Source organism: Enterobacter sp. C6, assembly GCF_008122455.1.
In the GTDB taxonomy this organism is placed as follows: domain Bacteria; phylum Pseudomonadota; class Gammaproteobacteria; order Enterobacterales; family Enterobacteriaceae; genus Enterobacter; species Enterobacter pseudoroggenkampii.
The window spans coordinates 12,358-32,284 of the sequence record NZ_QPFW01000210.1; the positions used below are offsets into that span (position 1 = coordinate 12,358).

Consider the following 19,927-nt stretch of genomic DNA (forward strand, 5'->3'; position numbering starts at 1 on the left):
AACGGCAACCTGAAGTTGCCGTTTTGCTTTTATTACCCCACCTGCACCGACAGCATACTCAGGCTTCCCATCTCAATCCCGTCGACCGGGATCGTAACCGGCTCCTGACCATCCCACGCGCCAAGCACGTACAGCAGCGGCAGGAAGTGTTCCGGCGTCGGGTTAGAGAGCGAACCGCCCTCATGATCCAGATAGTTCACCAGCGGATGCTCCTCAGCCGAACCCTGCCAGGTCAGGTTCGCTTTAACGTAGTCGTTAAAAGCGGTCGCCCACGGGTAAGGCGTATTCTCACCGTGCCAGCGCGCCGTGCGCAGGTTGTGCACCACGTTGCCGCTTGCCACCAGCATGATGCCTTCATCACGAAGCGTTGCCAGCTTGCGGCCCATCTCCAGATGCCAGGCGGCCGGTTTGGTGCTGTCGATGCTCAGCTGCACCATCGGGATATCCGCATCAGGATACATTTTAATCAGCACGCCCCAGGAGCCATGGTCAAAACCCCAGGCTTCTTTATCCAGCGTTACAGGGACAGGCGCCAGCAGATCCACCAGCCTTTGTGCCAGCTCAGGCGAGCCGGGGGCTGGATAATGCGTGTCATACAGCGCCTGCGGGAAGCCGCCAAAATCATGAATGGTTTTTGGCGCTTCCATGGCGGTCACGCCCGTTCCACGGGTGAACCAGTGCGCGGATACCACCACAATCGCTTTTGGACGCGGCAACGTCTCGCCCAGGCTACGCCATACGCGGGTATAGACGTTGTCTTCCAGAACGTTCATAGGGCTGCCGTGACCTAAAAACAGGGCTGGCATACGGGAAGAAGTCATGGTGATATCCTTACAGAAGGTGTCAATTTAATGGTGCTACATTACGCGCAATCCGGCAAAGATGAACGCAGATAAGCGTGAAGATCATCATCAGGAAATTTGAATGTAAGGAATGTGTAAAGCCGGGGTTCGCCCCTCGCTTTGCCAGAAATGAATCATTTATATTAATGAGAATCATTATCACAAGGAGTTATGCATGTCAGTCCCCTTGATCCTGACCATACTCGCGGGCGCTGCGACCTTTATCGGTGCGATCCTCGGCGTACTTGGTCAAAAGCCCTCTAACCGCGTACTGGCCTTCTCGCTGGGCTTTGCTGCCGGGATCATGCTGCTCATCTCCCTGATGGAGATGCTGCCTGCCGCGCTGGGCACAGAAGGCATGTCTCCGCTGCTGGGTTACGGCATGTTTGTTTTTGGCCTGCTGGGGTACTTTGCCCTCGACCGGATGCTGCCGCACGCGCATCCGCAGGATTTAATGCAGAAAAACGTAACGCCCATGCCGCGGAATATTAAGCGAACGGCGGTTCTGCTGACGCTGGGCATCAGCCTGCATAATTTCCCGGAAGGGGTCGCCACCTACGTGACGGCCAGCAGCAATCTGGAAATGGGCTTTGGCATCGCACTGGCGGTGGCCTTACACAATATTCCTGAAGGACTGGCCGTCGCCGGACCGGTCTATGCCGCCACGGGCTCGAAACGCACCGCAGTGTTCTGGGCAGGTATTTCCGGGATGGCCGAAATCCTTGGCGGCGTGCTGGCCTGGCTGATCCTTGGTAGCCTGGTCTCTCCGGTAGTGATGGCGGCGATTATGGCAGCGGTAGCCGGGATCATGGTTGCACTTTCGGTGGATGAACTGATGCCGCTGGCGAAGGAGATAGATCCTAACAACAACCCCAGCTATGGCGTGCTGTGCGGAATGTCGGTGATGGGATTAAGCCTGGTTCTGCTGCAGACCGCAGGAATCGGGTAAAAAAACGCCGGGATATCCCGGCGTTTTTATTATCAGCTGGCTTTGCGCTCGTGCGCCTGGCGATACTCCACCAGATCTTCAATCGTTACCACCGGCATGTTGTGCAGACGCGCAAAGGTGATGCACTCCGGCGCGCGCGCCATAGTGCCGTCATCGTTGGTCAGTTCACACAGCACACCCGCAGGTTTGAAGCCCGCCAGCGTCACCAGGTCGATGGTCGCTTCGGTGTGACCGCCGCGGGTCAGGACGCCGCCCGCCTGCGCGCGCAGTGGGAAGACGTGGCCTGGACGATGCAGATCGGATGGCTTCGCACCGTCAGCAATCGCGGCACGTACGGTGGTCAGACGGTCAGCCGCAGACACACCGGTGGTCACGCCATGCGCCGCTTCAATAGTCACGGTAAAACCGGTACCAAAGGCGCTGGTGTTGTTTTCGACCATCATCGGCAGCTCGAGCTGCTTACGACGATCTTCGGTAATACACAGGCATACGATGCCGCTGCCGTGACGGATGGTCAGCGCCATCTGTTCAACGGTCATGTTTTCGGCGGCGAAAATCATGTCGCCTTCGTTTTCACGGTTTTCATCGTCAAGCACCATCACACCGCGGCCTTCGCGCAGTGCATCCAGTGCATGTTCAACACGTTGAGTTGAAGTGCCAAAAGAGGAAAGTAGCGTCTGATTCATGGTAAAAAAACCTCATTAACATTATGGTTACCAGAATCAGGGCAGTCTTAGGAGCGCCGTATAAGCGGCAAAAAGATAACGTGAGCGGGCCCATGCCCGACTGGATCGTTACTCTCTCCCATCCGGACTCTAACCGTCGGCCCCGGAATTACACCGGATCTGCTGACCTTTGAGTTTTCACCCAAAGCGCTCGCGGGCTTTCAGCGTCACGCTGATTTACCGCCGGTGGGGAATTTCGCCCCGCCCTGAGAATAAGCGAGATAACTATAACGCTATTGATTATCCTGGGCAATGCATAAGCATCAAACAATTTTGTTTACCCCGGGCATGACGCGCTACAATGGACACTAACACCTTTCCATCAAGGGAAACGACAATGATTGACCCGAAAAAAATTGAGCAGATCGCGCGTCAGGTTCATGAATCTATGCCAAAAGGCATTCGTGAATTTGGTGATGACGTTGAGAAGAAAATCCGCCAGACGCTGCAGGCGCAGTTGGTTCGCCTTGATTTAGTCAGCCGTGAAGAATTTGACGTGCAGACCCAGGTTCTGCTGCGCACCCGCGAGAAGCTGGCGCTGCTGGAACAGCGTCTGACCGAGCTGGAAAACCGCAATGCGCCGGAAGAAGTGAAGCCGGCGCCGGCTATTCCGCCGGTGGATAACCAGGAGTAAGTGCGGCCTGATGCCCTCACCCCAGCCCTCTCCCTGTGGGAGAGGGTGAAAAAAAAACGGGCCAACTGGCCCGTTTTTTTTACTGACTGTCTTTCTGGATCTTCCTGATGATGTTGGTGGTGGAACACCCGTCCTCAAAGTTGAGCACCATCACCTCGCCGCCGTTGGCCCAGACCTCTTCGCTGCCCGCGATTTGCTCCGGCTTGTAATCCCCGCCTTTCACCAGCAGGTCCGGCAGAATACCGGCAATCAGGCGCTGCGGGGTATCTTCTTCAAACGACACCACCCAGTCCACGGCCTCCAGCGCGCCGAGCACGATCATACGCTGCTCCAGCGGGTTCACCGGACGCGTTTCACCCTTCAGACGTTTGGTCGACGCATCGCTGTTGACCGCCACAATCAGGCGATCGCCCAGCTTGCGCGCATTCGCCAGATAGGAGACGTGACCCGCGTGCAGAATGTCGAACACACCGTTGGTCATTACCACTTTCTCACCGCGCTTGCGCGCGGCGGCGACGGCCACCTTCAGCTCGTCTTCGGTCATCACACCGAAACCGGTGTCCGCACGGCCGCGCACCGCGTTTTCCAGCTCGATTGGGGAAACGGTTGAGGTACCGAGCTTACCAACGACCACACCCGCCGCGGCGTTAGCGAAGTAGCACGCCTCTTCCAGGGAGTTTCCTGCGGCCAGCGTCGCCGCCAGCACGCCGATCACCGTATCACCGGCACCGGTCACGTCGTACACTTCCTGCGCCTGGGTTGGCATATGCAGCGGTGCCTTGCCCGGCTGCAGCAGCGTCATCCCCTGCTCGGAGCGGGTCACCAGCAGCGCGGACAGCTCAAAGTCAGCAATGATCTTCATGCCGCGCTCAACCAGCTCTTCCTCGGTTTTGCACTTGCCCGCCACCGCCTCAAACTCGGAGAGGTTTGGCGTCAGCAGCGTCGCGCCGCGATAGCGCTCAAAGTCGGTGCCTTTCGGGTCGATCAGCACCGGTACGCTGGCCTTACGCGCCAGTTGGATCATCGTCTGCACGCTCGCCAGCGCGCCTTTCGCGTAGTCGGACAGCACCAGCGCGCCGATATTGCCCAGCGCCTGGTTAATGCGCTCGTGCAGCGGCTCGGGATCAACGCCTTCGAACCCTTCTTCAAAGTCGAGGCGGATCAGCTGCTGGTTGCGAGACAGCACGCGCAGCTTGGTGATGGTCGGGTGGGTCGGAACCGAAACGAAGTCGCACTTCACGTTCACGTCCGCCAGCGACTTACTCAGCGCGCGCGCCGCATCGTCGATGCCGGTCAAGCCCACCAGACGCGAGTGCGCGCCCAGAGAGGCAATGTTCATCGCCACGTTTGCCGCGCCGCCGGGACGCTCTTCAATGGTGTCGACCTTTACCACCGGTACCGGTGCTTCCGGAGAGATGCGGCTGGTCGGTCCATACCAGTAGCGATCCAGCATCACATCCCCAACAACCATTACCCCAGCACGTTCAAACTCTGGCAGTGTTACTTTCATTCCTGACTCCAGAAAGATTCACAATTTGCGCGCGATAATATCACACTTGATTTGTTACGCACGGTTCCACCAGCCACTTCTGCCAGCTGGCCGTTACCTGAGCGCGTTCAGCAGTGAAACAGTCCAGCGCCACGTGCCCCGGTTCCTCCTGCAGCGCCAGGTGATGAAGCTCGTCGCGCAGCGTCGTGTAGGCGCGGGTTAAGGCCTGCGCCTCCTGTTCGTCCATGATGTCGTTTTGCGCCAGCAGTTCCAGAATGCGCACGTTATCAGACCAGCGGGTCAGCTTCGGCTTGTCGTGGGCGTGGAGCAGCACCAGATACTGGGTAATGAACTCAATATCGGTGATCCCGCCCTCGTCGGCTTTGATATCAAAACGATCGCGGTGTTTATTGCCGAGATGCGCGCGCATTTTCTCGCGCATCTCGCGCACTTCGGTCTGCAGCGTACTGCCCTCGCGTGAGGTGGTCATGACGTCCTTACGGATGGCATCGAACTGCGTTTTGAGCTGCGGATCGCCATACACCACGCGGGCGCGCACCAGCGCCTGATGCTCCCACGTCCAGGCTTCATTCTTCTGGTAATCGGCGAAGGATTCCGTTGAGGTCACCAGCATGCCCGCCGCGCCGGACGGACGCAGGCGCGCATCGACTTCATACAAAATGCCCGACGAGGTGCGGGTGCTGAACAGGTGCATGATGCGCTGCGCCAGGCGCAGGTAGAACTGACGCCCGTCAATCTCGCGCTCGCCGTCGGTCATCACGTCAACCGGGCAGTCGTGCAGGAAGATTAAATCCAGATCGGAGCTGTATCCCAGCTCCCAGCCGCCAAGCTTGCCATAACCGACCACGGCAAACCCTCGCCCCTCACGGTCAGCAAGGTGCTTCGGCTGGCCGTAGCGGGCCACCATCTGCACCCACGCCTGCTGCACTACCGCGTCGATGATCGCCTCCGCGAGCCAGGTTAAGTGATCGCTCACTTTCATCACCGGCAGCGTTCCGGCGATATCCGCAGCCGCCACGCGCAGCATCTGCGCCTGCTTAAACTGCCGCAGCGCCTCCAGCTGCTGCTCTTCGTCTTCTTCCGGCACGCGCAGCAGATACTGACGCAGCTCGTCCCGGTAGGCATCCGTCGCCGTGGGTTGATACAGGGTGTTCGGGTCGAGCAGTTCATCCAGCAGCAGCGGATAGCGCGCCAGCTTGTTGGCCACCATCGGCGAGGCGGCGCAGAGCGTAATCAGATGCTTCAGCGCCCCCGGAAACTCGCTCAAAAGTTCAAGGTACGTGGTGCGCGTGATGATCCCGCTCAGCAGCGGCATCATGCGCGACAGCGGCACCGGCGCATCCGCTCGCGAGCAGACCTCGCTCAGCAGGTGCGGCATCAGGTGATCCAGCACCTGTCGACCGCGCGGGCCAATGGCGCGTTTGTTCAGTTCGAGACGGAAATCCGCGATTAGCGCCACCACGCGATGCCGGGCATCGTCACTCAGGTGCGCCAGCACGGGGGTCGTGTCATCTTCCTGGAGCGCATCCTGCCACAGCTCGCGCCAGTGCTCGGAAAGCGCATCGTCCTGCGATTCGCTTTCGTCATCACCGATCAGTTCGTTAAAGATGCGGCGCACGCCTGCCATATGGGCATCGAGCCGTTCGGTCAGCGTTGACCAGTCGTCCACGCGCATCCCCCAGGCCAGACGCGCCCGGTTAAGGTCATCCCCCGGCAGGGTCTGAGTCTGTTCGTCGTTGATACTTTGCAGCAGGTTTTCCAGACGACGCAGGAACAGATAGGCCTCGCGCAGGGTTTGCGCGTCGCCGTCCGGCAGCAGGTGCAGCTGCTCGATGGCGCTCAGCGTCGGCAGCAGTGAACGGGACTGTAACGACGGCTCACGCCCGCCGCGAATCAGCTGGAAGACCTGGACGATAAATTCGATTTCGCGAATGCCGCCCGCGCCAAGCTTGATGTTGTCCTTCAGCCCACGACGGCGAACCTCACGGGCGATCATCCCTTTCATATTGCGCAGGGACTGGATGACGCTGAAGTCGATATAGCGACGGAACACGAACGGGCGCAGCATGGCGTGCAGCTCGTTGGCGTAGGCGTCGTCGCTGTCGCCCATGATCCGCGCTTTAACCATCGCATAACGCTCCCAGTCGCGCCCCTGCTCCTGGTAATAATCTTCCAGCGCGGCAAAGCTCAGCACCAGCGGGCCACTGTCACCGAACGGCCGCAGGCGCATGTCCACGCGGTAAACAAAACCGTCCTGCGTGGGCTGATCCAGCGCCTTAATCAGACGCTGACCGAGGCGGGTAAAGAACTGGGCGTTGTCCAGCTCGCGACGGCCGCCGCGCGTGGAGCCGTTCTCAGGCCAGGCAAAAATCAGGTCGATATCGGAGGAGAAGTTCAGCTCGCAGCCGCCCAGCTTGCCCATCCCCAGAATCAACAGCGGCTGAGGAACCCCTTCCTCGCTGCACGGCGTGCCCCACTCTTTACAGCAGGCGGCGTAGAGCCAGTCGCGCGCGGCGACAATCAGCGTTTGCGCCAGCTCGCTTAGCTGCTGCAGCGTACTCTCTTCGCTCACCAGCTCCAGCGCCTGAGCCCAGGCAATGCGCACCATCACCCGACGGCGGAACTGACGCAGGACGCGCATCAGCGTCGTCTCATCCGCTACGTCTTCGAGTGCGGCCTGCAGCCAGCCGGCATAGTACCGCCACTCGTCCGCCTGCGGCGGTGCGTTCTCAAGCTCCATCAGCCAGTCCGGGTAGGCGGTGATGCTTTCCTGCACAAAATCACTGAAGGCGAGCACGCTTTTCGCCTGCTCGCTTAACGATGACGCCGGTAATGACTCAGGCAGACGTTCGCACACGGTCTGCCACTGCTGCTGTAACGGTGAAGAAAGCGGCATTTTAGGGGTTCCTTGCCAGAGTTAACGTTTTCCGCTGTGCAGCCAGAACGGCTCCTGCGAAATGGCCTCGTTACGGAAATGCTCAATCTCAATATGCTGGCGGGTTTCGATGGCATGCTTCAGCCCCTGCCAGTTTTCCAGCCACGCCTGCGCCTGTGGCCCGTCGTAGGCACCGGAAAGGAGCAGCATGCTGTCGATGTTGCGCGACAGACGGGGAAGCTGATCGCCATACTTATCGCCGAGCGGATAGGCAAAGGTGCTCTTCAGTTCAGCGGCATGACGGGAAAGATGAATATCCGCGAAACGCTTAAAGTTTTCCGCGATTTTGGCCTCTGCTTTCGCATCCAGGAAGGCGCGCCAGCCGCGCGTCACCAGAAACTCGGTCAGCGCCAGTTTTGCCGTGGCGGTTTGCGGGCTGTAGATCGCCGTTTGCGCCGAGACATCGGAGAGCATCAGCGTTTCGGTCTGCGTCAGCAGGTCACGTAAGTGAGCGCTCGCTTTGCGAGGAACAATACCGCCGAACAGCGCAAGGGTATGGCGCACCAGAGCAATCGCCGCCAGCACGTGGGATTTGGCGTTTTTCACATTCCGCACCCACAGCTCTTCATGATATTGCCACTGAGAAAGCGCCAGCTCCAGCGCGGCTTCCAGACCCTGTTCAACGCTGGCTTTCGGCGCAACGTGCAAAATGGTCGTCTCTTTCAGCACGCGCGGCGCATTTCCGGCGGCCAGATGGTAACCTCGCGCGGCTTTACTCAGGCTTCCCTGACGTAATCCGGACTGGTTTACCAGCCTGCGCGCCAGCTTCAGCACGTCATTTGCGTCACCTTCCAGCAGCTCAAGCTCCAGTTCGCAAATCGGTTCCTGGAACTCACCCGCCTTCACGTCCCCCAGATCGAGGGCGATTTCGATGCGGCTTTTGCCTTCCGTCACCAGCCATTTTTCGCGCCAGAAATCGGTGCTGAACAGCGGCTGTACCTGTTCCGCCAGCGTGGAAGGCCGCTCGCCTTCCGGCCAGACCTCCGCCGGGAAACGTTCCAGCTCAAGTTCTGGCTTGCTGATGTCGATATTGTATTCCGGGCGCTGATGTAAGCCGCCGACCACGCGGCCGGCAATTTTCATCGTCATCTCGTAGCGCCCGCCCGCGCCGCGGATACGCAGCCCCATATCGTGGCGGCGCAGCCAGTTGTCTGGCGTTTCGTAATAGATATTAAGCAGCTGTACCGGTGCATGGTGTTCGCCGGAAAGCGTATGCAGATGCTGGCGGAGTGCGTCAACGCTGTCTTTTTCGACGATAAACTTTAATTCGATTTCTTGTGCCATAGCCTTGTACTTTTGCGTGCGTCACAGACGCGTCAATGAGGGCGAACTTCCTCGCCATTTGTTTGTCAGTACATAGTATTTTGCGCGAAATTGCCATGCAATGAGCAATTTGTCGGGCGTAAATGTGTAGAGTCGTGACACAGATGATTCTGATTGCTGACGAATGCTTTGCGTAGAGACACTGTTGCCACTACTATCGTTCCACTATTTATGAAAATAACGACTAATGATGCTTAAATTACGCCTGATTGGACTTACTTTACTCGCTTTTAGCGCCGCAACCGCCGTGCACGCTGAAGAAAAGCGTTACGTTTCTGACGAACTGAACACCTGGGTACGCAGTGGCCCCGGAGATAATTATCGCCTCGTGGGCACGGTAAATGCCGGCGAGGAAGTCACCCTGTTACAAACCAATGCGGACACCAACTACGGTCAGGTTCGCGACAGTACCGGTCGTACTTCCTGGATCCCGCTGAAAGAGCTGAGCACCGTGCCAAGCCTGCGCACGCGCGTGCCGGATCTGGAAAACCAGGTGAAGACCCTGACCGACAAGCTGAACAACATCGACGGCACCTGGAACCAGCGCACCGCTGAAATGCAGCAGAAAGTGGCGCAAAGCGACGGTGTGATTAACGGCCTGAAAGAAGAGAACCAGAAACTGAAAAACGAGCTGATTGTCGCGCAGAAGAAAGTGAATGCCGCCAACCTGCAGCTCGACGACAAACAGCGCACCATTATCATGCAGTGGTTTATGTATGGCGGTGGCGTGCTGGGCGTGGGTCTGGTACTGGGTCTGGTCCTGCCGCATCTGATCCCAAGCCGTAAGCGTAAAGACCGCTGGATGAACTAATTCGTCTTCTCTGCCAGACTTACGTATCATTCTGGAAAAGAGAAAACGGGAGAGTGGGGCGTGAAGAGTTATCTGGTCGGTGGTGCGGTACGTGATGCGTTGTTAGGTCTGCCGGTCAAAGATAAAGACTGGGTGGTGGTTGGCGCCACCCCTGAAGAGATGCTCGACGCGGGCTACCAGCAGGTAGGCCGCGATTTTCCCGTTTTCCTGCACCCGAAAAGCCGTGAAGAGTATGCCCTGGCGCGTACCGAGCGGAAATCGGGCTCGGGCTATACGGGCTTCACCTGCTATGCCGCGCCGGACGTGACGCTGGAGCAAGATCTCCTGCGCCGCGATCTCACCATCAACGCGCTGGCGCAGGACGAGCACGGGCAGATCGTTGACGCCTATGGCGGTCAGGACGATCTGCGCAACCGTCTTTTACGTCACGTCTCCCCGGCGTTTTCTGAAGATCCGCTCCGCGTGCTGCGCGTGGCGCGCTTTGCCGCGCGTTACGCCCATCTCAGTTTCCGTATTGCCGATGAGACAATGGCGCTGATGACCGCCATGACCGAGGCGGGCGAGCTGGAACACCTGACGCCAGAGCGCGTCTGGAAAGAGACGGAAAATGCCCTCACCACGCGTAACCCGCAGGTCTTTTTCCAGGTCCTGCGCGACTGCGGCGCGCTGAAGGTGCTGTTCCCGGAAATAGACGCGCTGTTTGGCGTACCTGCCCCGGCAAAATGGCACCCGGAAATTGATACCGGCGTACATACGCTGATGACCCTGAGCATGGCGGCCATGCTCAGCCCTGACGTGGACGTGCGCTTTTCCACCCTGTGCCACGATCTCGGCAAAGGCTTAACGCCAAAAGAATTCTGGCCTCGCCACCACGGGCACGGTCCGGCAGGGGTGAAGCTGGTCGAGGGGCTGTGCCAGCGTCTGCGCGTGCCGAACGAGATCCGCGATCTGGCGAAACTGGTGGCCGAATTCCACGATCTGATCCACACCTTCCCGATCCTGAAACCGGCCACCATCGTTAAGCTTTTCGATAACATCGACGCCTGGCGTAAACCCCAGCGCGTAGAGCAAATCGCGCTGACCAGCGAAGCTGACGTGCGCGGGCGTACCGGGTTTGAAGCGTGCGACTACCCGCAGGGACGTTTACTGCGTAAAGCCTGGGACGTCGCGAAAGCGGTGCCCACGAAGGACGTTGTCGAGGCGGGATTCAAAGGACCGGAAATTCGTGAAGAACTCACGAAACGGCGAATTCAGGCGGTGTCTGACTGGAAAGAAAAGCATTGCCCTCAGCCAAAAGACTGAGGGCCATCGGTCAGAAGAAGACCACGTACACCGCAGCCGCGACGATAAAGCGATAGATCGCGAACGGAATAAACGAGATACGCTTAATCAACTGCAGGAAGGTTTTGATGGCAATCAGCGCCACGATAAACGCGGTGATGAAGCCAACGGCGAACATCGGAATGTCGCCAGCCGTCAGGAAGTGATAGCTCTTATAGACGTCGAGTACAGTAGCGCCCATCATCATCGGCACCGCCAGCAGGAACGAGAACTCTGACGCGGCGTAACGGCTTACGCCCATCAGCATCCCGCCGGAGATGGTAGCGCCTGAACGTGAGAAGCCCGGCCACAGCGCCAGACACTGGAAGCAGCCAATGATAAACGCCTGACGATACGTCATATCGTCCAGCCCTTCCGCGCGCGGCGTTTTTGGCTTCAGCACTTCCGCGGCGATCAGCAGGAAGCCTCCCACCACCAGCGCGTACATCACGTTAATCGGGTTAAACAGCGATTTGATGGCGTCGTGGAAAACCAGGCCCAGCACCACCGCCGGGACCATCCCGAGCAGAATATGGATCAGCGACAGGCGACCTTTACTCATCCCTTCGTGCTGCGGCGGACGGCCAAAATGGATACCAATCAGACCAAACAGACGGCGCCAGAACATCACGACCACCGCCAGAATCGAACCCAGCTGGATCACCACTTCAAACGTTTTTGCGGTATCCCCTTCAAAGCCCAGCAGATGGCCAACGATAATCATATGGCCCGTACTGGACACCGGCAAAAACTCCGTCAATCCTTCGACCACACCCAGTATTGCCGCCACCAGCAGCGAGTGCATATCGCTCATCTATAAACCCCTAAAAAGATATAAAAAAACGGTGTCCCATACGGACAACCGATAAGATACAGTCCTGAGACCGGTATAACCTAAATTGGTTTAGCAATTATGACGTTAATTCTTGCCTTTCAGATTTGTGCCACGCTCAATGATGACGCCAACGTTGGCGGCGCGCGCCACCGCGCCCGGCTTGCTCAGCTTGATGCGCACCCACGGTGAGTTAAATTTTTTCAGCAGCAATTCTGCGACTTCTTCAGCCACCCGTTCGACCAGCGCAAAACGTTGCCCTTCCACATGGTTGATGACCGTTTCACTGATGTCGGCATAGCTCAGACAGTCGTTCACGTCATCGCTTTTTGCCGATTTGCGGTTATCCCAGCCCATTTCGATATCGAACACCAGCTTCTGCTCGATGGTCTGTTCCCAGTCGTAAACACCAATAGTGGTGATTACCGAAAGTTGCTCTATAAATACAATATCCATCACGACCTGCCTGCTTTTTGGCTAAACCGGATACCACTTCCGGCGAATTATGCGTATTATCCACAGATGCTGAGAATACAGATACCTTTTCAAAACGGAACAGCGTTATGAGTGCAATCGCGCCTGGAATGATCCTCCTCGCCTATCTTTGCGGCTCAATCTCCAGCGCCATTCTGGTCTGCCGCATTGCCGGGTTACCTGACCCGCGTGAAAATGGTTCCGGGAATCCGGGGGCGACCAACGTACTACGAATTGGCGGCAAGGGAGCAGCCGTAGCGGTTTTGATTTTTGATGTTCTGAAAGGGATGCTACCCGTCTGGGGCGCGTATGCGCTGGGCGTCACGCCGTTCTGGCTGGGGCTCATTGCTATTGCTGCCTGCGTCGGCCACATCTGGCCCGTATTCTTCGGCTTTAAAGGCGGCAAAGGTGTGGCGACCGCCTTTGGTGCCATTGCCCCCATTGGCTGGGACTTAACCGGCGTCATGGCCGGGACCTGGCTTCTGACCATTCTTCTGAGCGGCTATTCGTCGCTGGGCGCCATCGTCAGCGCGCTGATCGCCCCATTCTACGTCTGGTGGTTCAAACCCCAGTTCACCTTCCCGGTGTCGATGCTCTCCTGTCTTATCCTGCTGCGTCATCACGACAATATCCAGCGCCTGTGGCGTCGTCAGGAGACCAAAATCTGGACGAAGCTCAAGAGAAAGAAAAAAGACGCTCCGAAGGGTTAGTTATGCCTTATAGCCAAATGTGATTTTGGTCACCTTCTGCCTGTGGTAACTGTTAGGGACACAACACAACGCATAAGAAGAAAATGGCTGAAATCACAGAATCTACTCCCCTTTCAACGGCAGGTATTCCCCCTGATGGCGACATCCAGTGGGTGCGCAGTGCATCGGATGTATCACGCCTCGTTAATGACGGTTCTCAGGGCCGGGCAAACGCCCGTATCGTAGTCGGTATCGCGCTGGGCGGCATTTTCCTCGATGCTTACGATCTGGGCGCGCTGGCATTCGGCATTAAAGACATCACCCGCGAATTTAACCTGACGCCCGCCGGTACCGGTATGGTGGCCTCGGCGATTACCTTTGGCGCCATTGTCGGGGCGCTGCTTGGCGGTTACCTCACGGACAAAATCGGGCGCTACCGCGTGTTTATGGCTGATATGATCTTCTTTGTCGTCGCCGCCATCGCCTGTGCACTGGCCCCGAACGAATATGTGCTCGCGGGCGCCCGCTTTGTGATGGGGCTCGGGGTCGGGATCGACCTTCCCGTAGCGATGGCGTTTTTAAGCGAGTTCGCCAGGCTGAAAGGGCCCGGCAATAAGGCCTCCAGCGTCGCGATGTGGTGCCCCACCTGGTATGCCGCCATCAGCATCTCCTACCTGCTGGTGCTTTTCTTCTACGCCGTGCTGCCGGAAAGCCACAGCGACTGGCTGTGGCGTTTGATTCTCGGCTTTGGCGCGGTGCCCGCGCTGGTGATTATCGCCATACGCAGCCGCTACATGAGCGAATCTCCGGTCTGGGCGGCGAATCAGGGCAACCTGAAAGAGGCGGCGTCGATTTTACGCCAGTCGTATAACATCAATGCCCACGTGCCGCAGGATGCGCTCAGCCAGCCCGCACCTGTCGTGAATAAAGCGAAATGGTCAAACTATCTGAACCTGTTCCGCGGGATCTATCTGCGGCGCACGACGCTCGCCACGCTGCTGTCCGTCGTCTCCTCGTTCGCCTATAACGCGGTGGCGTTTGGTCTGCCGGTGATCATATCCAGCTTCTTTGTCCAGTCGATACTAACCACCATCCTGATATCTCTGGCGCTTAACCTGCTGTTTGCCTTCGTTGGCGGACTGCTGGCGGTACGCTACGTACCGCGTTTCGGTGCCTGGCGGATGTCGCTTGCGGGTTACGCCTGCCAGCTGGTCGCGCTGCTGGGACTGGCGCTGATTGGCCGCCCTGAAGGCGCCTCTGAAGGGGTGCTCGCCGTGGCGATGCTGGCGCTATTCCTGTTCGGCCAGGGCTTCGGCCCGGGCGCACATACCATGACGTTCGCCTCGCTGAGCTACCCGACCTCGCTGCGCGGCGTGGGTGTGGGTCTCAACCAGACGCTGATGCGCAGCAGCTCGACGCTGTCGCTGTTCCTGTTCCCGCTGCTGGTCGCCTCGCTGGATACCGCCGTGTTCTGGGTGATTGCGCTGGCGCCGTTTATCGGCCTGGCCTCGCTGCTGGCAATCCGCTGGGAGCCGTCCGGGTATGATGTGGATGCGGAGGATTACCGCTAGTCCCGCAAACCGGCTCACAAGAGCCGGTTTTTTATCCATAAGCGACTCATATGACAGCCTTCATTTCCGCCAGGGCATACTGAAACGTATCCCGATGGTGTGGAAATGGATGCAGCATGTTAGCAGCTCAGGTCACTGATAATTCGTACAAAGGCTGGCAGGCATCGCTTGCCCTGCAGTTTTGTCACACTTCTGAGAAAACCCTCCTGCACTCCGCCCACCACGTCGGGCCGCTCACCGTTCAACGTCCGTTTTACCCCGAAGGGGAAACCTGCCACCTTTACCTGCTGCACCCGCCGGGCGGGATTGTGGGCGGTGACACGCTGGACATTTCCGTTCGGCTGGACGCCAAAAGCCATGCGCTTATCACCATGCCCGGCGCCAGCAAATTCTATCGCAGCAGCGGCCCGCAGGCTCGTCTGAGCCAGCATTTTTATCTCGAGGAAGATTCCACCCTGGAGTGGCTGCCGCAGGACACGATTATTTTTCCCGGCGCGAATGCCGCGCTGCGCTCCGTCTTCCACCTGAAGGCCTCCAGCACGCTGCTGGCATGGGAGCTGTACTGCCTGGGCCGCCCGGTGATAAACGAAACCTTCAGCCACGGCACGCTGGAGAGCCGTCTTGAGGTGTGGGTAGATGACGAGCCGCGCCTGATTGAGCGTCAGCACCTTGGCGACGGCGATCTCACGCCCGTCGCCGGGCATCCGTGGCTCGGCACGCTGCTGTTCTACCCTGCCCAGGAAGAACATCTCGAGGCGGTGCGTGAACGCCTCGCACCGCTGGAAAATTATGCAGGTGCAACGCTCACCGATGACCTGCTGTCGGTGCGTTTTCTCTCCCACGATAACCTGATTTGTCAGCGGGTGATGCGCGACGTCTGGCAGTCGCTTCGCCCGCTTCTCACCACCAAAACCGCCTGTTCGCCGCGTATCTGGCAGACATAAGAGAAACGTTATGGAACTGACCCCCAGAGAAAAAGACAAGCTGTTGCTGTTCACCGCCGCGCTGGTTGCCGAACGCCGCCTTGCGCGCGGGGTAAAGCTCAACTACCCGGAATCGGTCGCGCTGATCAGCGCCTTCATTATGGAAGGCGCGCGCGATGGTGAAACCGTCGCCGCGCTAATGGAGGCAGGCCGCCACGTCCTGAGGCGCGACCAGGTGATGGAGGGCGTGCCGGAGATGATCCCGGATATTCAGGTCGAAGCCACCTTCCCGGACGGATCGAAGCTTGTCACCGTCCACAACCCGATCGTCTAAGGAGCACATGATGATCCCTGGCGAATATCAGATCCAGCCCGGCGCGATTGCGATCAACGTCGGGCGCGAAACCCAAGCCGTGATTGTCGAAAACCACGGCGACAGGCCGATCCAGGTCGGATCGCACTACCACTTTTACGAGGTCAACTCGGCGCTGAAGTTCGATCGGGAAGCCACCAAAGGCTACCGGCTGAACATCCCGGCGGGTACCGCCGTGCGCTTCGAGCCCGGCCAGAAGCGGGAAGTCACGCTGGTTCAGGTCGCGGGGGCGCAGCGCATTGTCGGCTTTCGCGGCGAGGTGATGGGCGAGGTGAAACATGGCTGAGATTTCACGCCGGGCCTATGCCGATATGTTTGGCCCCACCACCGGGGATAAAGTGCGGCTGGCCGACAGCGAGCTGTGGATCGAAGTGGAAGACGATCTCACGGTCTACGGCGAAGAGGTTAAATTCGGCGGCGGGAAGGTGATCCGCGACGGCATGGGTCAGGGGCAGATGACCGCAGACGGCTGCGTGGATCTGGTTCTCACCAATGCACTGATCGTCGATCACTGGGGGATCGTGAAAGCCGATATCGGCGTGAAGAACGGGCGGATCTTTGCCGTCGGTAAAGCCGGAAACCCGGACATTCAGCCAGGCGTGACGATCCCGATTGGTGCCGCAACCGAAGTGATTGCCGCCGAAGGAAAGATCGTCACCGCAGGCGGGATCGACACCCACATCCACTGGATCTGCCCGCAGCAGGCGGAAGAGGCGCTGATCTCCGGCGTCACCACCATGATCGGCGGCGGCACCGGACCGGCGGCGGGCACCAACGCCACCACCTGCACGCCGGGGCCGTGGTATATCGCCCGCATGCTGCAGGCTGCCGATACGCTGCCGGTGAATATCGGCCTGCTCGGCAAAGGTAACGGCTCCAGTCCGGACGCCCTGCGCGAGCAGATTGCCGCCGGCGCCATCGGGCTTAAAATCCACGAAGACTGGGGCGCGACGCCTGCGGCGATCAACTGCTCGCTGGAGGTGGCCGAAGAGATGGACATTCAGGTGGCGCTGCACAGCGACACGCTGAACGAGTCCGGGTTTGTCGAAGACACGCTGGCCGCCATCGCCGGGCGCACCATCCACACCTTCCACACCGAAGGGGCGGGCGGTGGCCATGCGCCGGACATCATCACCGCCTGCGCGCACCCGAATATTCTGCCCTCTTCCACCAACCCGACGCTGCCCTACACGGTCAATACCATCGACGAGCATCTCGACATGCTGATGGTTTGCCATCACCTCGACCCGGATATCGCCGAGGACGTGGCGTTTGCAGAATCCCGCATTCGCCGGGAGACCATCGCCGCTGAAGACGTGCTGCACGATATCGGCGCGTTCTCGCTCACCTCGTCAGACTCTCAGGCCATGGGCCGCGTCGGGGAAGTGATTATCCGCACCTGGCAGGTCGCGCACCGCATGAAGGTCCAGCGCGGCGCGCTGCCGGAAGAGACAGGCGAGAACGATAACTTCCGCGTGAAGCGCTATGTCGCCAAGTACACCATTAACCCGGCGTTGACCCACGGTATCGCCCATGAAGTGGGTTCGATTGAGGCGGGCAAGCTGGCGGATCTGGTGGTCTGGTCCCCGGCGTTCTTCGGCGTCAAACCCGCCACCATCGTCAAGGGCGGGATGATCGCCTGTGCGCCGATGGGGGATATCAACGCCTCAATCCCCACGCCGCAGCCGGTGCATTACCGCCCGATGTTTGGATCGCTGGGTGCCGCGCGCCACGCCACGCGACTGACGTTTGTCTCGCAGGCGGCCAGTGCGAACGGCATCCCGCAGCAGCTCAACCTGCAGAGCGCCACCGCGGTGGTGAAAGGCTGCCGGACGGTGAAAAAGGCGGACATGATCCACAACGGGCTGCAGCCGAACATCACCGTCGACTCGCAAACCTACGAGGTGCGCGTCGACGGCGAACTGATTACCAGCGAACCGGCTGACGTTCTGCCGATGGCGCAACGCTATTTCCTGTTTTGAGGAGTGATGATGATCTATTTAACCCAACGCCTGGACCATGCGCATCAGACTACCGCCAGCGTCACGCTGCCGATTGACGTGCGGGTGAAAAGCCGCGCCCGCGTGGCGCTGAACGACGGCCGCGAAGCCGGGCTGATGCTGCCGCGCGGCCTGCTGCTGCGCGGGGGCGACCTGCTGACTACCGACGACGGCAGCGAGGTGATCGAAGTGATCGCCGCCCCGGAGTCGGTCTCCGTGGTGCGCTGTGCCGATCCGTTCCTGCTCGCCCGCGCCTGCTACCACCTGGGCAACCGCCACGTGCCGCTGCAGATCATGCCCGGCGAGCTGCGCTATCACCACGACCACGTTCTCGACGACATGCTGCGCCAGTTCGGGCTGGAGGTGGCCTACGCCAGCCTGCCGTTTGAACCGGAAGCGGGCGCGTACGCCAGCGATGCCCACAGCCACGGCCATTCTCACGCTCATTCACATTAAGGATCCATCATGCGCAAGTATTTACCGCTGTTACTGCTGGCTTTTTCCGTTCCCGCGCTCGCGCATCCCGGCCACGGCGCCGACAGCTTTCAGGCCGGTTTTCTCCATCCGCTGACCGGGCTCGATCATCTCCTGATGCTGACCGGTACAGGCGTGCTCTCGGCGCTGAGCGGCCGCAAGCTCCTGCTGCCGTTTGCGACCCTCGGGATGATGCTTGTCGGCGCCATTGCGGGCAGCCTGCTCGGCGGCTTCAGCGGCATGGAGATGCTGATTATCGCCTCGCTGGCGGTCAGCGGCGTGATGATGTTTAAAACGGAAAACCGTCTGCTGCTGGCGGTGCCTGCCCTGGCGATGTTCCACGGCTGGGCGCACGGCGTGGAGATGTCCGGCCACAGCTTCTGGCTCTTCACCTGCGGGTTTATGCTGGCCAGCGCCGCGGTGCTGTGCGCCAGCTTTGCCGCAGGGCTGCTGCTGCGCCGTCACGACGGCCTGCGTAAAACCTTCGGCGGCGGACTGATTGTCTCCGCCCTGCTGGCGCTGATGAGCTGATGGAGCACGCCCGCCAGAGGCTGCGCCTGATGCAGCTCTCCAGCAGCAGCCTGCCGGTCGGGTCGTTTACCTGGTCGCAGGGGCTGGAGTGGGCCGTTGAGGCGGGCTGGGTCACGGACGACGGGGCCTTTAAACACTGGCAAATACAGCAGATGGAGCAGAGCTTTTTCTGCGTCGATCTGCCGCTGTTTATCCGTCTTTATCAGGCCTGTGAGCAATCCTCTCTTACAAATGCAAAACGTTGGACGGCATACCTTCTCGCCTGCCGTGAAACGCGCGAGCTGCGCGAAGAGGAGCGCAACCGTGGGGCGGCCTTTACGCGACTGATTAAGAGCTGGGAACCTGACTGTCCGCCCGAATGGCTGCCGCTGTTTATGCAAAGCCAGCTCTGCGGCATGGCCTGGCTCGGCGTACGCTGGGGCATTAACGTGCGCGAGCTGGCGCTGAGCCTGGGATACAGCTGGATTGAGAGCGCGGTGATGGCAGGCGTCAAGCTGGTGCCGTTTGGGCAGCAGGCCGCACAGCAGCTGATTATCGAACTGAGCGACCACTACGCCGCTGGTTTTGAACAGGCATTTTTACGTCGCGACGACGCGCTGGGAGCAGCAACGCCGCTGTCCGCCATCGCCTCCGCACGCCACGAAACCCAATATTCACGACTATTCCGTTCCTGAGGAGTCAATATGGCTGATTACAAACATCCCCTGCGCGTGGGCGTGGGTGGCCCGGTAGGGTCGGGCAAAACCGCGCTGCTGGAAGCGCTCTGCAAGGCGATGCGCGATACCTATCATCTTGCGGTGGTAACCAACGATATCTACACCAAAGAGGATCAACGCATCCTGACCGAGGCGGGCGCGCTGGCGCCGGAGCGCATCGTGGGCGTGGAGACGGGCGGCTGTCCGCATACCGCCATCCGCGAAGACGCCTCAATGAACCTGGCGGCGGTGGAAGCGCTCAGCGAGAAGTTCGGCAACCTGGATCTGATCTTCGTTGAAAGCGGCGGGGATAACC

21 protein-coding genes and 1 riboswitch are annotated in these 19,927 nt (G+C 59.4%); of the genes, 14 read left to right on the forward strand and 7 right to left on the reverse strand.

Going from position 1 to position 19,927, the window contains the following annotated elements:
- Nucleotides 1-32: 32 nt before the first annotated feature.
- Entirely contained in the window at nucleotides 33-821 is a 789-nt protein-coding gene (gene ygiD / locus DOU50_RS10280; RefSeq protein ID WP_148769318.1) for a 4,5-DOPA dioxygenase extradiol, read from the reverse strand.
- Between the two features lie 196 nt (nucleotides 822-1,017).
- Between ygiD and zupT the strand changes: the two genes are divergently transcribed.
- On the forward strand, nucleotides 1,018-1,791 hold the full coding sequence (gene zupT, locus DOU50_RS10285) for a zinc transporter ZupT (protein ID WP_024906487.1): 774 nt from the start codon (nucleotides 1,018-1,020) through the stop codon (nucleotides 1,789-1,791).
- 32 nt (nucleotides 1,792-1,823) lie between these two features.
- On the opposite strand, the gene ribB is transcribed toward zupT, so the two are convergent.
- Nucleotides 1,824-2,477 (reverse strand): 3,4-dihydroxy-2-butanone-4-phosphate synthase, encoded by a 654-nt coding sequence (ribB, locus tag DOU50_RS10290; RefSeq protein ID WP_010435670.1) that lies wholly within the window; start codon nucleotides 2,475-2,477, stop codon nucleotides 1,824-1,826.
- Nucleotides 2,478-2,583: 106 nt separating this feature from the next.
- A riboswitch (FMN riboswitch) is annotated at nucleotides 2,584-2,734 on the reverse strand.
- 119 nt (nucleotides 2,735-2,853) lie between these two features.
- On the opposite strand from ribB, the gene ubiK reads away from it, so the two are divergent.
- A complete protein-coding gene (ubiK, locus tag DOU50_RS10295; RefSeq protein ID WP_008502963.1) occupies nucleotides 2,854-3,150 on the forward strand; it encodes a ubiquinone biosynthesis accessory factor UbiK in 297 nt (98 codons plus the stop codon).
- 79 nt (nucleotides 3,151-3,229) lie between these two features.
- Here the strand turns inward: ubiK and hldE are convergent, their stop codons facing one another.
- From hldE to DOU50_RS10310, 3 genes are read right to left on the reverse strand one after another with little or no spacing between them, the layout of a single operon-like run.
- Nucleotides 3,230-4,660 carry a bifunctional D-glycero-beta-D-manno-heptose-7-phosphate kinase/D-glycero-beta-D-manno-heptose 1-phosphate adenylyltransferase HldE gene (hldE, locus tag DOU50_RS10300; RefSeq protein ID WP_061714460.1) on the reverse strand — a complete coding sequence of 477 codons (1,431 nt, stop codon included), beginning with the start codon at nucleotides 4,658-4,660 and terminating at the stop codon, nucleotides 3,230-3,232.
- 40 nt (nucleotides 4,661-4,700) lie between these two features.
- Nucleotides 4,701-7,556 (reverse strand): bifunctional [glutamate--ammonia ligase]-adenylyl-L-tyrosine phosphorylase/[glutamate--ammonia-ligase] adenylyltransferase, encoded by a 2,856-nt coding sequence (gene glnE, locus DOU50_RS10305; RefSeq protein WP_148769319.1) that lies wholly within the window; start codon nucleotides 7,554-7,556, stop codon nucleotides 4,701-4,703.
- 21 nt (nucleotides 7,557-7,577) lie between these two features.
- Nucleotides 7,578-8,879, reverse strand: a complete 1,302-nt coding sequence (locus tag DOU50_RS10310) for an inorganic triphosphatase (protein WP_148769320.1) — start codon at nucleotides 8,877-8,879, stop codon at nucleotides 7,578-7,580.
- A gap of 229 nt (nucleotides 8,880-9,108) precedes the next feature.
- Here DOU50_RS10310 and DOU50_RS10315 point away from each other — a divergent pair, with 229 nt between their 5' ends.
- A complete protein-coding gene (locus DOU50_RS10315) occupies nucleotides 9,109-9,729 on the forward strand; it encodes a TIGR04211 family SH3 domain-containing protein (RefSeq protein WP_024906484.1) in 621 nt (206 codons plus the stop codon).
- Between the two features lie 60 nt (nucleotides 9,730-9,789).
- Nucleotides 9,790-11,031, forward strand: coding sequence for a multifunctional CCA addition/repair protein (locus tag DOU50_RS10320; protein WP_024906483.1), 1,242 nt, complete (start codon nucleotides 9,790-9,792; stop codon nucleotides 11,029-11,031).
- 10 nt (nucleotides 11,032-11,041) lie between these two features.
- On the opposite strand, the gene bacA is transcribed toward DOU50_RS10320, so the two are convergent.
- On the reverse strand, nucleotides 11,042-11,863 hold the full coding sequence (bacA, locus tag DOU50_RS10325) for an undecaprenyl-diphosphate phosphatase (protein ID WP_061714457.1): 822 nt from the start codon (nucleotides 11,861-11,863) through the stop codon (nucleotides 11,042-11,044).
- Nucleotides 11,864-11,968: 105 nt separating this feature from the next.
- Nucleotides 11,969-12,337 (reverse strand): bifunctional dihydroneopterin aldolase/7,8-dihydroneopterin epimerase, encoded by a 369-nt coding sequence (gene folB / locus DOU50_RS10330; protein WP_032645073.1) that lies wholly within the window; start codon nucleotides 12,335-12,337, stop codon nucleotides 11,969-11,971.
- A 107-nt stretch (nucleotides 12,338-12,444) separates the two neighbouring features.
- Here folB and plsY point away from each other — a divergent pair, with 107 nt between their 5' ends.
- From plsY to DOU50_RS10380, 10 genes are all read left to right on the forward strand, one after another.
- A complete protein-coding gene (gene plsY, locus DOU50_RS10335; protein WP_023309216.1) occupies nucleotides 12,445-13,065 on the forward strand; it encodes a glycerol-3-phosphate 1-O-acyltransferase PlsY in 621 nt (206 codons plus the stop codon).
- An 83-nt stretch (nucleotides 13,066-13,148) separates the two neighbouring features.
- Entirely contained in the window at nucleotides 13,149-14,615 is a 1,467-nt protein-coding gene (locus tag DOU50_RS10340; RefSeq protein ID WP_148769321.1) for an MFS transporter, read from the forward strand.
- A gap of 116 nt (nucleotides 14,616-14,731) precedes the next feature.
- Nucleotides 14,732-15,559 carry an urease accessory protein UreD gene (locus tag DOU50_RS10345; RefSeq protein ID WP_148769322.1) on the forward strand — a complete coding sequence of 276 codons (828 nt, stop codon included), beginning with the start codon at nucleotides 14,732-14,734 and terminating at the stop codon, nucleotides 15,557-15,559.
- A gap of 10 nt (nucleotides 15,560-15,569) precedes the next feature.
- On the forward strand, nucleotides 15,570-15,872 hold the full coding sequence (locus DOU50_RS10350; protein WP_025758533.1) for an urease subunit gamma: 303 nt from the start codon (nucleotides 15,570-15,572) through the stop codon (nucleotides 15,870-15,872).
- Between the two features lie 10 nt (nucleotides 15,873-15,882).
- Nucleotides 15,883-16,197 carry an urease subunit beta gene (locus DOU50_RS10355; RefSeq protein WP_148769327.1) on the forward strand — a complete coding sequence of 105 codons (315 nt, stop codon included), beginning with the start codon at nucleotides 15,883-15,885 and terminating at the stop codon, nucleotides 16,195-16,197.
- Entirely contained in the window at nucleotides 16,190-17,893 is a 1,704-nt protein-coding gene (gene ureC, locus DOU50_RS10360; protein ID WP_148769323.1) for an urease subunit alpha, read from the forward strand. The genes DOU50_RS10355 and ureC overlap by 8 nt, the downstream gene beginning before the upstream one ends.
- 9 nt (nucleotides 17,894-17,902) lie before the next feature.
- Nucleotides 17,903-18,367 carry an urease accessory protein UreE gene (ureE, locus tag DOU50_RS10365; protein WP_148769328.1) on the forward strand — a complete coding sequence of 155 codons (465 nt, stop codon included), beginning with the start codon at nucleotides 17,903-17,905 and terminating at the stop codon, nucleotides 18,365-18,367.
- A 9-nt stretch (nucleotides 18,368-18,376) separates the two neighbouring features.
- Nucleotides 18,377-18,916, forward strand: coding sequence for a HupE/UreJ family protein (locus DOU50_RS10370; protein ID WP_148769324.1), 540 nt, complete (start codon nucleotides 18,377-18,379; stop codon nucleotides 18,914-18,916).
- A complete protein-coding gene (locus tag DOU50_RS10375) occupies nucleotides 18,916-19,590 on the forward strand; it encodes an urease accessory protein UreF (RefSeq protein WP_148769325.1) in 675 nt (224 codons plus the stop codon). The genes DOU50_RS10370 and DOU50_RS10375 overlap by 1 nt, the downstream gene beginning before the upstream one ends.
- A gap of 9 nt (nucleotides 19,591-19,599) precedes the next feature.
- Nucleotides 19,600-19,927: GTP-binding protein (locus tag DOU50_RS10380; RefSeq protein WP_148769326.1), on the forward strand; the 328-nt coding region annotated here is incomplete at its 3' end.